Here is a 12,830-nt window from a genome sequence, read left to right on the forward strand (position 1 = left end):
ATTCTGTTGATCATTAATAGCAAATAGCGAAACGGCCCGCTCTCAGTATTGAAAGTGGGCCGTTTTATTGAATATCGTATTACTTCAACTGAGCGCTGATTTGCTCCAGTGCTTTTGTGGCACATTGTGCATCCAGATGCCCGCCGGGCGCACCAGCAACACCTATCGCACCGACCACCTCATCTCCTGCTTTCACCGGTACACCGCCACCTAAGAGTAAGAAACCGGGAATATCTTTCAGGTTATTGGCCGCGGGTGTTTTCTGACTGTTTTCCATAACTGTCCCACTTGGGGTTTTGGTCGACAGCGCAGTAAAGGCTTTTTGCTCACTGGCTTTTACGGTATGTGGGCCAGCATTATCAGCACGCAGCACAGTTTTGATGATGCCAGCGCGATCCACAACGGTGACCGCAACGTTATAGCCGTCAGCCTGGCAAACGACAAGGGTACGGCTTGCCACATCGGTAGCCAGAGCCAAAGAGATATTGCGTTCAGTATTCAGACCCGCAGCAGAAGCTTGAGTTATCAGGCCGATGAATAAGGCAGAGGTCAGGGCAATAGGCTTGATCATATAAAATCCTTATTGTTAGCGAAGTGAATTCCTCACAGTAACGCTATGCTACGGCGAAAAGTGGTGAAAAAACATTCGGCTAACTACCCGTTTTACTAGGTACTTATACTTATTCAATAATGATTAATGACGCGTAATGATGAATAAGTAATGCCAGCGAGTTGACCTCTAGCTTGGCAAAGATATTCGCGCGGTGAGCCTCAACCGTTCGTGGAGACAGCGATAATGTATGGGCAATCTGTTTGCTGGTTTCCCCTTGAATAATCAGGGCGGCAACTTCCCGCTCGCGAGCAGAGAGTTGGTTGAATAGCTGTTGATAGCTCTCTCGTTGCTTATGGGCTGTCAGCGATTGTTCATGCTGCTCCAGCGCCATACTGACGGTTTCGATCAGGACGTCGGCATCAATAGGTTTGGTCAAAAACTCCAGTGCACCACCTTTAAAGGCTCGGCGGCATAATTCAACATTACCATGCCCCGTCATAATGATGACCGGCAGGGCGCTATTACGCTCTTGGATAGCCTCTAATATCGTCATGCCACTTTTACCTGGCATACGAATATCGAGCAGTACACAACTTGGCTGAGTAATGGCAAAGGTATCGAGGAATATCTGGCCGTTACTGAATGCTTTAACCTCCCAGCCCATAGTCGTGAGTAATGCATTCAACGCTGCGCGAACACCCTCATCATCATCAATCAGATAAATGTGTTTTGTCATGTGTACTCCCGGCAATTAGAGGAAAAGTGAGGGTAAAGCAAGCGCCCCCATGTTCATTGTTTCCCGCTTTTATGTCGCCTCCCATTCGTTGTACCAAGGTTTCACAAAGAGTCAGTCCTAAGCCCAACCCGCTCTCTCGAGTGGTATAGAAGGGGGTAAACAGGCTATCTAACTGCTGATGAGTGAGACCCGGCCCATTATCTTCAATCTGAATAACCCACTGTTTGGCTGTGATATTTACTGTGAAAGTCACCGTAGGGATAGGGGTGTGTTGGATCGCCTGAATAGCATTGCTGAGTAAATTATGAAAAACCTGCTCCAGCCATAAAGGGTCACTTTGCAGTGTGGGTAGATTTGCCGGAATCATATTTATGATTTTGACATTCGCCGCGGCTATTTCCTGACTCAACAACACATTCACTCGCCGCCAGATATCAGCCACGACAACCGGTTGTAAATTTATCTGCCCACGGCTGAGTAAGGTTCGCAGCCGATCTAATAAAGCGGCAATGCGTTTGATTTGCTCGACAGAGGCCACCAGCAATGGGGCAACTTGCGAGTCCTGCGGCGGTAACAGCCGTAGCGCGGTCTGGTTATAGGTCAATGTTGCGGTGAGTGGCTGGTTTAATTCATGGGCGATGCCGGTCGCAATTTCCCCCATGGCATTGAGTCTGGCTTGATCGGCAAACTTGGCGCGCTGCTCGGCATGTAAACGGTGTTGAGCCAATAGTTGCCAGCGCTGCCAACTGTACAAGGCAGCGGCTATTATCAGTGAAAGCAATAGGGCGGTGAACCAAGGTAAATCACGCCAAACCGGGGTGGCATGACCGATTAAAGTGAAAGATTGCGCCCCTTCGCCCACCGGTTTTTGCCACTGCCAGAAACTTTCAGGCGCTGAATGGCCCAAAATCGCGAGTTGATGCTGCTGATAGCGCAATACCAGACTGTCAAAATGAGGCGGTAAACCTACCACTTGCAGCAACTTCTCGGCATTAACCTGCAAACCACTGCCGCTGTAGGAGTTCGCTAAACGATAATCTCCATCCTGAAGGTGCAAGGTGAGTTGGCCGGGTTTCGATTGATCTGCTGGTGTTTGGTTTATCGCTACCAGTTGTGGGAAATGGCGCTGTAATTGCACCAGTTGGCTCGGTTCCAACGCCAAAAATAAAATCGCCTGCTGCTGCGCCAACTGTTGGCTCAATTCGCGATGAATAGTACGAAAATCAGCCTCTCGCTCAGCTTGCTGTGTATTTAGCCCGTACCAGCCCAGCCAGAGAGTGGACATCAGGGTCAGGATAAACCAGACAGTGATTTTAAAGGCCATGAGTGGGTCGTATCCACAAAAGAGAAGGTGGCTATTGATAACATGGGGCGCGATACAGAGGAAACCCCCAATACCGCATGTCATGGGGGTTTTGTAACCTTCGAGAGTTATTTCACCCGAACGCGCTCAATGTAAGTGGCAAAGGCAGCAAGCTGTTTGGTCAGAAAATCCAGCGTTCCTTGATCCGTCAGTTCTTTAGTTTGTTCATCGACTTTGCTTTGAATCACGCCGCCCATAAATTCAGGTTTATTCATCACCATTGCTTCAAGGAAAACCAAAATCTGACGTAGATGATACTGACAACGCGCTCCGCCAATCGGCCCCATAGAGCTGGTCTGAATGGTCACCGGTTTGTTGGCGAGTGGCTGGTTGGGTAAACGGGATAACCAGTCGATGGCATTCTTCAACCCGCCGGGGACGGAATAGTTATATTCCGGTGTCACCATAATGACCCCATCGGCCTGACGAATCTGCTCAGCAATGGCCTCAATTGTGGACGGGAACCCCTCTTCCTGCTGAAGATCAGCATCATAAAGCGGGATATCACGAATAGATGGCAGAGCTTCGATAATCACACCAGTTGGCGCTAATTTAGGCAGCGCTCGCGCCACCATGGCATTGTAGGAACCACTACGCAAGCTACCCAATAGGGTAACGATTTTAAGGGATGGTTGTGACATGGCATGCTCCCGATAAGTGAATAAATGGTGCTGTTCCATCCCCAGAGTAGGGCAAACTTATGCGATAAAACAATGACTATCTATCCTGTTATCTCTTTAAATTTCACTTAAATGAGTCTCAGTTGTGGATTTATTGCACTGAAATTGTGATCGCAGGATAAAAACGGAAAAATCGTTTCTTACTGTTATCAAGTCTATGAGTGGAATGCCGTTAATAGATCTGGAGCTATCCAGCTCTCTTACATTGAGCGACACGATAATGCTAAAAACCACTCAAGCCCGATTCACCTTACTCGTTAGTGCGTTTTTCATTTTCTTGCTGATAATCACCGTGGTGGTTATTCAGCTTTTTGTGACACCACAACTCAAACAATCTGAAAGTACCATTGTTAGTAATAGCGTTGACCAAATCGCGACTGCAATCACCGCACAAATGAACAAGGTGGAAGCACAAGCCCGCAGTATTACCCAGGCCGTTGCCATAATGGACAGTAATACCATTGACTCATTATTGCCGGGGTTAGTGGATCAATATGGCGATAGCAATGTCTTTGGTGGTGGGATTTGGCCATTACCCAATAAACGCGAGCAAGGGGTGATTAAATTCAGCACTTTCTTTGCCCGTAATGGGGAAAATAAATTAACGGTGAATACCCACTGGAATTCGCCAGAGTCACAAAATTATTTTGAACAACCGTGGTACAAAGATGGCTTAAATGCCCCGAAAGGTTTCTGTGCCTGGGCTAAAGCTTATCAGGATGATGCCAGCCCGCAGCCGAGAACCAACTGCGCGATGGCGATTTATAAAGGTGACGAGGCTTATGGTGTTTCTACCATTGATGTCACTTTAGGCTTCTTTAACCGCCTGGTTAAGGAGATGGAACAGAAGGTCAATGGCACCATTCTGATTGTTGAAGCTGATGGCAAGATTGTGGGCAGCAGCGCCTTGGCCGATGGCAAAGCAGAATTAAAAAACCTGTCCGACTTTGCTGCCAGCTCACCAATGGCGGCAGAAACACAGCGGCTGTTGGCACAGATGAAAGACCAGAAATCACTGGAAAGTGAATTTGATGTCGATGGCACTTCTCATACTCTGTTTATCCGCCCGATCGCCAATAGCCCGTGGTATTTGGTCACTGACCTGCCAACTAGCTTATTGGTCAAACAGAGCCACAGTATCTTGCTGCATTTGGGGTTAGTACAGATCCCCATTATGTTGATATTGCTGTTGTTCCTGGTGTTCTCTATTCGCGTCTTTATGAAACGTCTGGCGGCTTTGAAAGAGAATATTACCGCATTATCTGCGGGAGGGGCTGATTTAACCCAGCGCTTGCCACAAAGCAGTAGCCCGGAATTCAACGCTATTAACCAGAGTTTCAACGATTTTATCGACTATTTGCAGCAAATGATGCGTCAAGTCGGTGAAAGTAGCTTAGCTATCGCGTCGGCATCACGCCAAATTGCCAGTGGTAATCTGGATTTATCCGCTCGCACTGAAGATCAAGCCAGTTCGATTGAAGAAACCGCTGCTTCAATGGATGAACTGACCAGCACCGTTAAACAGAATGCGGATAATGCCAGCCATGCTAACCAGTTGGCGATGGATGCTTCCACTGTGGCGGTGAAAGGCAGCACGGTAGTGAAGAAAGTGGTGGATACCATGGGGTCAATCAACCATTCGTCGAAGAAAATCGTCGATATTATCAGTGTGATTGATAGCATTGCCTTCCAAACCAATATCCTGGCATTGAATGCGGCAGTAGAAGCAGCAAGAGCGGGTGAGCAAGGGCGAGGTTTTGCGGTCGTTGCTTCTGAAGTGCGTAATTTAGCACAGCGCTCAGCAACTTCTGCTCGCGAAATTAAAAAGCTGATTGAAGACTCAGTGGCTGATATTGCGATTGGTACGGGTTTGGTGGCAGATGCGGGTACCACGATGGATGACCTGATGAGTGGGGTTTCCAATGTGGCGGCATTAATGAATGAAATTATGTCATCAAGCCAGGAGCAAAGTTTGGGTATCGAGCAGGTTAATCTGGCTATTAATCAGTTAGATAACTCAACGCAGCAAAATGCGGCGCTGGTGGAACAAGTGGCGGCGGCAGCTCAAGCTATGCAGGATCAAACCTTGCAGTTAGAAAGTGTGATTAGCGGCTTTAAGGTTTAATCAATGGAGTGTGAAGGGGTGACCGTACCCAGGGGCGCTTCGGTGGCTTACGCCATTTGTATTTTAACCCCTACGACCCCAACGGTACGTTTCCCCTTCATTTGACTTGTTAGCTATCTGAATCCCCTCTGTCTAGCTGAAAGGGGGGGATTATCTATGACTCACGGCGAATTTTACTGGCAAATAAGTTTCCCAGTGATTGGATTAACTGCACGGTGATAATCAATACAATGGCCGTGGTCACAGTGACGAAAGTATCAAAGCGCTGATAACCATAAGTAATGGCTAAATCACCAATCCCACCACCGCCTACAGTACCTGCCATCGCCGTGGCACCAATCAAACCAATAGTGGCTGTGGTCAGCGCCAATATTAAAGATGAGAGTGCTTCGGGTAGTAAAAAATACCAAATGGCTTGTAATGGGGTGGCTCCCATCGATTTCGCAGCTTCCAAAATACCGGGATTGACATCCAGCAGTGAGTTTTCTACCAGGCGGCCAATATAGGGCGCGATAAAAATAATCAGCGGTACAATCGCCCCCGGTGTTCCTATGGTGGTATTCACAATAAGACGGGTGAGCGGGATAATCGCTACCATCAAAATAATAAAAGGTAGTGATCGGATGATATTGATAATGGGATTAAGAATATTATAAAAAGTGCGGTTCTTAATTAATCCGCCCGGCCGGGTCACTACCAGTAAAATGCCTAAGGGAATACCAATAAGGGAACCGATCACCAATGAAATACTGACCATAACCAAGGTGTCGTGTAGCGCCTGGACGAATTGGTCTAACGTAATTGCGGTTTCGATCATCAATTTATTTCCTGTATATCAATTCCTGTTCCTGCCAGATAATTAACAGCACTATCAATGGTGTGATTCTCGCCGGTTAATAACAGCACCATATGGCCCAATGTGGTGTCTTGTATTTCTGACATATTGGCAAACAGAATATTGACGCCAATATCGTATTTCCTAATTAGCTGGTTGATTACCGGTTGGGTGGCTATCGCTCCGACAAATGCCAAACGGAATTGACGACCGGTGTGGCTATTATTCAATAACTTTTTCACGCTCTCGGGTAAGCTATCTTTGATGACGGTACGAACAAAGTTAATGGTTGTAGGATGAGTTGGATGACCAAACACCGTCAATACTGAACCTTGCTCAATAATTTGACCGTTTTCCATGACCGCCACCTTATTACAGATTTTTTGAATAACTGACATTTCATGAGTAATCAGTAAAACCGTAATATTGTATTGCTGATTAATTTTCTTCAGTAACAACAAAATCTGAGCGGTAGTTTGGGGGTCTAGCGATGAGGTGGCCTCATCACACAGCAAAATAGATGGATTAGTTGCCAGCGCACGGGCAATGCCGACCCGTTGCTTCTGCCCGCCTGATAATTCGTTAGGAAAACTGTGACTTTTATCCCCCAGCCCGACAAAATCCAACAGTTCAGCGACACGTTCCTGAATGAATTTTTTGTTTTTCCCTAATAAAATAAGTGGCATCGCGACGTTTTTAAAAACGGTCTTTGATTCCAGTAAATTAAAGTTCTGGAATATCATGCCAATATTTTTTTTCAATAGCCGGAGTTGCTCTTGGCTGAAATCATGCATGTTCTTGCCATCAATAATGACATTTCCGGCCGTTGGGCTTTCCAGCGAGTTGACCATCCGTAATAAAGTACTTTTCCCTGCACCGCTGTAGCCGATGATGCCAAATATATCGCCATCCTCGACGGTTAAATTAACATCATTAAGTGCCTGTAGTTTTATACCTTTACGTTCAAAGGTTTTAGAAATATGCTGAAGCTCAATCATCTGTTATCCCATTAGTTTAGATAATCAGGCAGCATATAACCTGTGTACTTCTCGTTTTCCAGAATATATTTTTTGAATTCAGGAGAGTGATATCCTGCAATAATATCTTTGGCGAACTCGGCATCTTTATTTTTACCGGCAACGGTCACCACATTAACAAACTGAGTGGTGGGTTTTTCAAGTTGCAGGGCAGAAGTCAGTTTTATTCCATTAGAAACCGCAAAATTACCTTGGATGGCACCGTAATCGACATCAGGTAATGCTCTGACTTGTTGAGCATTATCCATTTCTTTGATGACTAAATGATAAGGGTTTTCTGCAATATCTCTTTGCGAGAAGGTGGCCGGATCAATTTTTTCTTTCAGCTTTATCCAGCCAATAGATTGCAGTAACAGCGCTGCCCGGTATTCGTTTGAGGGTTGATTTGGGACTGAAATCCATGCACCATCTTTAGGCTTATCTTCTTTTTTATGCTTATTAGAATAGAGACCCATCGGTGGGGTTGGAACCTGAACAATCCCTGTATTATCAATTCGTAAGCGCTCATTTATCGCTTGCAGATAAATGGGATGCTGCATGATGTTGCCATCAATTTCACCGGTACTGACGGCGTTATTGACCTGAATCCCATCATTGAAGTCTTTATATTCGACGCTGTAGCCTTTCTTGATGAGATAAGGTGCTACGCCTTTCTCAAATTGCTCTTTATAGGGGCCAGGATTAAATCCTAATTTAATCACTTTCTTCTCCTCACTATGGGCATTCAATGAGGTTAAAATAATTAAACCAGATAAGGCTATTGCCAGTGAACGTATTTTCATCATCATTTCCCTGTGGAATAAATATTAATTCAGACTCTAAAGAGGAATTTATTCACAAGGTTGCAGGCTATTGGGTTCTCCGTAAACGAAGAATATAGACTTAGCTTATCCATTATCTATATATAGGATATGGAGATGGTATATCCAGATGGAATAACGAGAGGGGGCGATCAGTCGATTAACAACCCACTGCATCATACGCAGTGGGTTGTTGCGATATAAACCTGAGTTTAGCCCTGAATCAAATTAGGGATCTTCACCGCTGGGTTAACATCGGCTTCATAGTCCACACCGTCGATGGCGAAACCGAACAGATTTAAGAACTCGGTTTTATAGCCGGTGAAATCGGTCAACTGGTAAATATTGTCGTTGGTCACCTGATCCCACAACTGCTGTACCTGGTTTTGAACTTCAGGATCCAGTTCTTTGTAATCTGCACGCAGACGACCTTCCTGGTCCATATGTGGCGCGCTACCACAAAGGCTATCTTTATACAGTGAATAAACCTGCTCGATACAACCCTCATGAGTGCCTTTCTCTTTCATCACTTTGAATAACAGTGACAGATACAGTGGCATCATTGGAATGGCAGAGCTGGCTTGAGTGACCACCGCTTTCAATACTGAAACACGCGCATCGCCGCCACCATGAGCAGACAAGCTATCGCGGATCGCCAGAACTTTTTGATCCAAGTCTTTCTTAGCCGCGCCAATAGAGCCGTTCCAATAGATATCATGGGTGATTTTTTCGCCCAGATAGGTGAACGCCGTGGTTTGTGCGCCTTCGGCCAACACGCCAGCTTCCAGCAGTGCATCAATCCACATCTGCCAATCTTCGCCACCCATTACTGCGACAGTGTTGTCTATCTCTTCTTGAGTTGCCGGTTGCAGCACCGCTTCTTTGATAACTTCTTTATCGGTATCAAGGCCACGGAACTTAACTTCATGCCCAATTGGCTTCAGTGTGGAGTTAAACACTTCGCCAGTTTTCGGGTGAGTACGGCGCGGTGAAGCCAGGCTGTAGATGACTTGATCAACCTGACCCAAATCTTGTTTGATAGCTTCAATCGTCAGACGTTTAATCTCATCTGAGAAAGCATCGCCATTGATACTTTTCGCGTACAGGCCTTTTTGCTCGGCAAATTTATGGAATGCGGCGCTGTTGTACCAACCAGAGGTGCCTGGTTTGCCTTCTTCACCTGGACGCTCAAAGAACACACCCAGTGTATCGGCACCACAACCAAATGCTGCTGTAATGCGGGCTGCCAGCCCGTACCCAGTTGACGCACCAATCACTAATACTCTTTTTGGGCCGTTAGCGATTGGGCCTTCTGCGGTGACATAGTCGATTTGCTTTTTGACGTTAGCTTCACAGCCCGCCGGATGAGCAGTCACACAGATAAAGCCGCGTACACGTGGTTTTATAATCATGGAAACCTCAGGTTTATAGATATAGTTAAGTGTTTGAGCCGTGTTCAGATTGATGGACGGTTCAGACTCATAGAGCAAGCTTATCAAAATGCCTCTATGGCATCACACTCATTTTCCAATACAGAAACTGGAGAAAATCCGCCCCAGTAAGTCATCAGAGCTAAATTCACCGGTAATTTCGCTCAATGACTGTTGTGCTAAACGTAATTCTTCCGCCAGTAACTCACCAGCGTAAGCGCTTACTAACTGTTCGTGACCTTGTGCCAGATGCTGTGCGGCTGTTTCCAGTGCTTGCAAATGACGGCGGCGGGCCAGGAAACCGCCTTCGGTGTTGCTGGTAAAGCCCATACTCTGTTTGAGATGGTTACGCAGCAGGTCAATGCCTTCACCGGTTCGGGCTGACAAGCGAATTAGTGAGTGACCATTTACTTCGGTCAGACCTAAGGTTTCGCCTGTAATGTCAGCTTTATTACGTACCACGGTGATCGGCAGTGTAGCAGGCAAGCGCGCCATAAACTCTGGCCAGATAGCCGCCGGTTCAGTGGCGTCGGTGGTAGTGCCATCAACCATAAATAGCACCCGATCAGCTTGTTCAATCTCATGCCACGCACGTTCGATACCAATGCGCTCAACTTCGTCACTGGCTTCCCGTAGGCCTGCTGTATCAATTATATGCAATGGCATCCCATCGATATGAATATGTTCTCGCAACACATCACGAGTGGTGCCGGCAATATCGGTGACAATTGCGGCTTCACGTCCCGCTAACGCATTGAGTAAACTTGATTTTCCAGCATTCGGTCGGCCGGCAATGACCACTTTCATCCCTTCGCGCAGCAAACTGCCTTGTCGGGCTTCAGTGCGCACTTGTTCCAAATCTGCCATCACCCCATTCAACTGACCTTCAATCTTGCCATCAGACAGGAAATCAATTTCTTCATCTGGGAAGTCAATCGCAGCTTCGACGTAGATTCGCAAGTGAGTAAGTGCTTCCACCAATTGATGGATACGGACTGAAAATGCGCCCTGTAATGAATTCACTGCCGAGCGTGCTGCTTGCTCTGAGCTGGCATCAATGAGATCAGCAATAGCTTCTGCTTGTGCCAGATCCAGCTTGTCGTTTAAGAATGCGCGCTCAGAGAACTCTCCTGGACGTGCAATACGCAGCCCTGGCAGGGCCAGAATGCGTTTTAACAGCAAATCTAGTATGACTGGGCCACCATGACCTTGTAGTTCCAGTACGTCTTCGCCAGTGAAGGAATTTGGGCCAGGAAAGTAGAGTGCGATACCTTGGTCCAAGGTGCTGCCATCGACATCTTTAAACGGTAGGTAATCGGCATAGCGTGGCTTGGGTAATTTCCCCAAAACTGCTTGCGCAACCGTGGCGGCAGCGCGACCTGAAACACGTAAAATACCAACGCCACCACGGCCTGGAGGTGTTGCTTGTGCCACGATAGTATCAGTGGTGCTCATGGTTATGCCTCTCTTTAAAAGAATAAGGCGGTCATATAATTATGACCGCCTCATATACCCTTCGTATTTGAAGTTACAGCGTTGTTAGCTGCTCTCCCAAGTCACTGACGTATGCCAGTGGCTTGGGTATCTAGCTGTTACTCCAATGACTTGGGGTATCTATCATGTTAAGACTGTTTTTTCTTATCGCGGCTGTGTAAACCACGTTTTTCCAGACCACGATAGATCAACTGCTGTTGCAGGATGGTCACCAGGTTACTGACGATATAGTACAGAACCAGACCGGCCGGGAACCACAGGAAGAACACTGTGAAGATAACTGGCATGAAGGTCATGATTTTCTGCTGCATCGGGTCAGTCACGGTAGTCGGTGACATCTTCTGAATGAAGTACATGGTGATACCCATCAGAATTGGCAGAATGTAGTACGGGTCTTGCGCTGACAAGTCATGAATCCACAAGATGAATGGCGCATGACGCAATTCAACGGAACTCATCAACATGTAGTACAACGCCAGGAAGATTGGCATCTGAATGACCAGCGGTAAGCAGCCACCCAGCGGATTAACCTTCTCAGCTTTGTACAACGCCATCATTTCCTGACTCATACGCTGCTTATCGTCGCCGATACGCTCACGCATGGCAGCCAGTTTAGGCTGTAGCAAACGCATTTTCGCCATCGAGGTGTATTGCGCTTTAGTCAGCGGGTACATGATACCACGCACGATAAAGGTAATAACGATGATGGAGAAGCCCCAGTTACCGACAAAGCTGTGAATGAATTTCAACAGTTTGAACAGTGGCTGAGAGATAAACCATAACCAACCATAGTCAACAGTCAGGTCAAGATGTGGCGCGATAGCGGCCATTTTGTCCTGAATTTCTGGGCCAACCCACAAGGTGGCACCCAGTTGTTTCTGCTCACCAGGCTGAATAACGACCGGTGCACCTTTAAAGCCGATGGCAGCCAAACCGTTACCTAAGTCAGCGGAATAGAAGGTGTTGGTTTCGTTAGCTGCTGGGATCCACGCGGTTGCAAAATATTGCTGCAACATCGCAACCCAGCCGCCTTTGGTGGTGATGTCCAGGCTCTTATCTTCGATATCACTAAAGCTATATTTTTTATATTTAGTTTCATCAGAAGAGTAAGCCGCACCACGATAAGTATGCAGCGCAAAGTTATTGCTGCCGGTATCACGGTGTTTAGGCAAGTTGATGCTTTGCTTTAACTGACCAAACAGCGTCAGCTCCAGCGGGGCAGCAGAGGCGTTTTTAACGTGATAATCCACACCGATAGCGTAGTCATTACGTTTCAGCACAAAAGTCTTGGTGAAAACGGAGCCATCTTTGCCGGTGAAGGTCAATGGAATACGCAGTTCGTCCTGGCCATCAGCTAATACAAAGCTGGTTTGAGGAACTTCAAACAGTGGGCGCTCGCCATTAGCTGGATTATCCGGACCGCTTTTACCTGTCAGGCCACTTTGCGCCTGATAAATGAACGCAGGGGTGGTTTCCAGTAATTCGAAAGTTTTATCTGAACCCAGAGCATCCGGGTAAGCCAGCAGGTTAGCCTGCTCGATGTCACCGCCACGGGTATTAATGGTCAGAGACAGCACATCAGTTTTTACAGTAATCAGTTGACCCTGACCACTGCCTGGCACGGCCTGGCTTGCTTTATCACCGGTAGCAGTATTCGCAGTCTGTTGCGTGGTCTGAGCGGCTGGTTGTGGATTGTTGTCCACTTGCCAGGCTTGCCAGATCATGAAAGACACGAACAGCAGAGCGATGAGTAGAAGATTGCGTTGCGAATCCATCG

Annotated in this window: 11 protein-coding genes; 1 reads left to right on the forward strand and 10 read right to left on the reverse strand. The window is 47.0% G+C overall.

Translation table 11 applies throughout. The features are described from left to right. Positions 1 to 79: 79 nt before the first annotated feature. The 4 genes from QSV56_RS15185 to QSV56_RS15200 form a co-directional block, all read right to left on the reverse strand. Positions 80 to 571 (reverse strand): heme-binding protein, encoded by a 492-nt coding sequence (locus tag QSV56_RS15185; RefSeq protein ID WP_046051939.1) that lies wholly within the window; start codon positions 569 to 571, stop codon positions 80 to 82. A 109-nt stretch (positions 572 to 680) separates the two neighbouring features. After that, positions 681 to 1,289, reverse strand: coding sequence for a response regulator transcription factor (locus QSV56_RS15190; protein ID WP_263700162.1), 609 nt, complete (start codon positions 1,287 to 1,289; stop codon positions 681 to 683). Beyond that, the gene (locus QSV56_RS15195; RefSeq protein WP_046695628.1) at positions 1,264 to 2,613 is read right to left on the reverse strand and encodes a sensor histidine kinase; all 1,350 of its coding nucleotides are present in this window, start codon (positions 2,611 to 2,613) and stop codon (positions 1,264 to 1,266) included. The genes QSV56_RS15190 and QSV56_RS15195 overlap by 26 nt, the downstream gene beginning before the upstream one ends. A 107-nt stretch (positions 2,614 to 2,720) precedes the next feature. Then, the gene (locus QSV56_RS15200; RefSeq protein ID WP_046051937.1) at positions 2,721 to 3,293 is read right to left on the reverse strand and encodes an NADPH-dependent FMN reductase; all 573 of its coding nucleotides are present in this window, start codon (positions 3,291 to 3,293) and stop codon (positions 2,721 to 2,723) included. 259 nt (positions 3,294 to 3,552) lie between these two features. Between QSV56_RS15200 and QSV56_RS15205 the strand changes: the two genes are divergently transcribed. Next, positions 3,553 to 5,457 carry a methyl-accepting chemotaxis protein gene (locus QSV56_RS15205; protein WP_005175141.1) on the forward strand — a complete coding sequence of 635 codons (1,905 nt, stop codon included), beginning with the start codon at positions 3,553 to 3,555 and terminating at the stop codon, positions 5,455 to 5,457. A gap of 154 nt (positions 5,458 to 5,611) precedes the next feature. On the opposite strand, the gene QSV56_RS15210 is transcribed toward QSV56_RS15205, so the two are convergent. The 6 genes from QSV56_RS15210 to yidC all read right to left on the reverse strand — a co-directional run bounded on the left by QSV56_RS15210 (position 5,612) and on the right by yidC (position 12,828). Next, positions 5,612 to 6,274 (reverse strand): methionine ABC transporter permease, encoded by a 663-nt coding sequence (locus QSV56_RS15210; protein ID WP_019084191.1) that lies wholly within the window; start codon positions 6,272 to 6,274, stop codon positions 5,612 to 5,614. After that, complete coding sequence (locus QSV56_RS15215; RefSeq protein ID WP_019084190.1) at positions 6,274 to 7,290, reverse strand: methionine ABC transporter ATP-binding protein; 1,017 nt, start codon at positions 7,288 to 7,290, stop codon at positions 6,274 to 6,276. Before QSV56_RS15215 ends, QSV56_RS15210 begins: the two co-directional genes overlap by 1 nt. Before the next feature lie 11 nt (positions 7,291 to 7,301). Further along, positions 7,302 to 8,111 carry a MetQ/NlpA family ABC transporter substrate-binding protein gene (locus QSV56_RS15220; protein WP_019084189.1) on the reverse strand — a complete coding sequence of 270 codons (810 nt, stop codon included), beginning with the start codon at positions 8,109 to 8,111 and terminating at the stop codon, positions 7,302 to 7,304. 230 nt (positions 8,112 to 8,341) lie between these two features. Then, positions 8,342 to 9,541, reverse strand: a complete 1,200-nt coding sequence (fabV, locus tag QSV56_RS15225) for an enoyl-ACP reductase FabV (protein WP_005161110.1) — start codon at positions 9,539 to 9,541, stop codon at positions 8,342 to 8,344. A gap of 108 nt (positions 9,542 to 9,649) precedes the next feature. Continuing rightward, complete coding sequence (gene mnmE, locus QSV56_RS15230) at positions 9,650 to 11,014, reverse strand: tRNA uridine-5-carboxymethylaminomethyl(34) synthesis GTPase MnmE (RefSeq protein ID WP_005175133.1); 1,365 nt, start codon at positions 11,012 to 11,014, stop codon at positions 9,650 to 9,652. A gap of 167 nt (positions 11,015 to 11,181) precedes the next feature. Further along, positions 11,182 to 12,828 (reverse strand): membrane protein insertase YidC, encoded by a 1,647-nt coding sequence (gene yidC, locus QSV56_RS15235; protein ID WP_005161105.1) that lies wholly within the window; start codon positions 12,826 to 12,828, stop codon positions 11,182 to 11,184. Between the last annotated feature and the right edge of the window lie 2 nt (positions 12,829 to 12,830).

This window comes from Yersinia sp. 22-579, from assembly GCF_030433455.1.
Classification (GTDB): domain Bacteria; phylum Pseudomonadota; class Gammaproteobacteria; order Enterobacterales; family Enterobacteriaceae; genus Yersinia; species Yersinia enterocolitica.

Coding starts and splice junctions, on each gene's coding strand:
- QSV56_RS15185 (WP_046051939.1), bottom strand. CDS start 571: ATGATCAAGCCTATTGCCCTGACCTCTGCCTTATTCATCGGCCTGATA.
- mnmE (WP_005175133.1), bottom strand. CDS start 11,014: ATGAGCACCACTGATACTATCGTGGCACAAGCAACACCTCCAGGCCGT.
- QSV56_RS15195 (WP_046695628.1), bottom strand. CDS start 2,613: ATGGCCTTTAAAATCACTGTCTGGTTTATCCTGACCCTGATGTCCACT.
- QSV56_RS15205 (WP_005175141.1), top strand. CDS start 3,553: ATGCTAAAAACCACTCAAGCCCGATTCACCTTACTCGTTAGTGCGTTT.
- QSV56_RS15190 (WP_263700162.1), bottom strand. CDS start 1,289: ATGACAAAACACATTTATCTGATTGATGATGATGAGGGTGTTCGCGCA.
- QSV56_RS15210 (WP_019084191.1), bottom strand. CDS start 6,274: ATGATCGAAACCGCAATTACGTTAGACCAATTCGTCCAGGCGCTACAC.
- QSV56_RS15215 (WP_019084190.1), bottom strand. CDS start 7,290: ATGATTGAGCTTCAGCATATTTCTAAAACCTTTGAACGTAAAGGTATA.
- QSV56_RS15220 (WP_019084189.1), bottom strand. CDS start 8,111: ATGAAAATACGTTCACTGGCAATAGCCTTATCTGGTTTAATTATTTTA.
- yidC (WP_005161105.1), bottom strand. CDS start 12,828: ATGGATTCGCAACGCAATCTTCTACTCATCGCTCTGCTGTTCGTGTCT.
- fabV (WP_005161110.1), bottom strand. CDS start 9,541: ATGATTATAAAACCACGTGTACGCGGCTTTATCTGTGTGACTGCTCAT.
- QSV56_RS15200 (WP_046051937.1), bottom strand. CDS start 3,293: ATGTCACAACCATCCCTTAAAATCGTTACCCTATTGGGTAGCTTGCGT.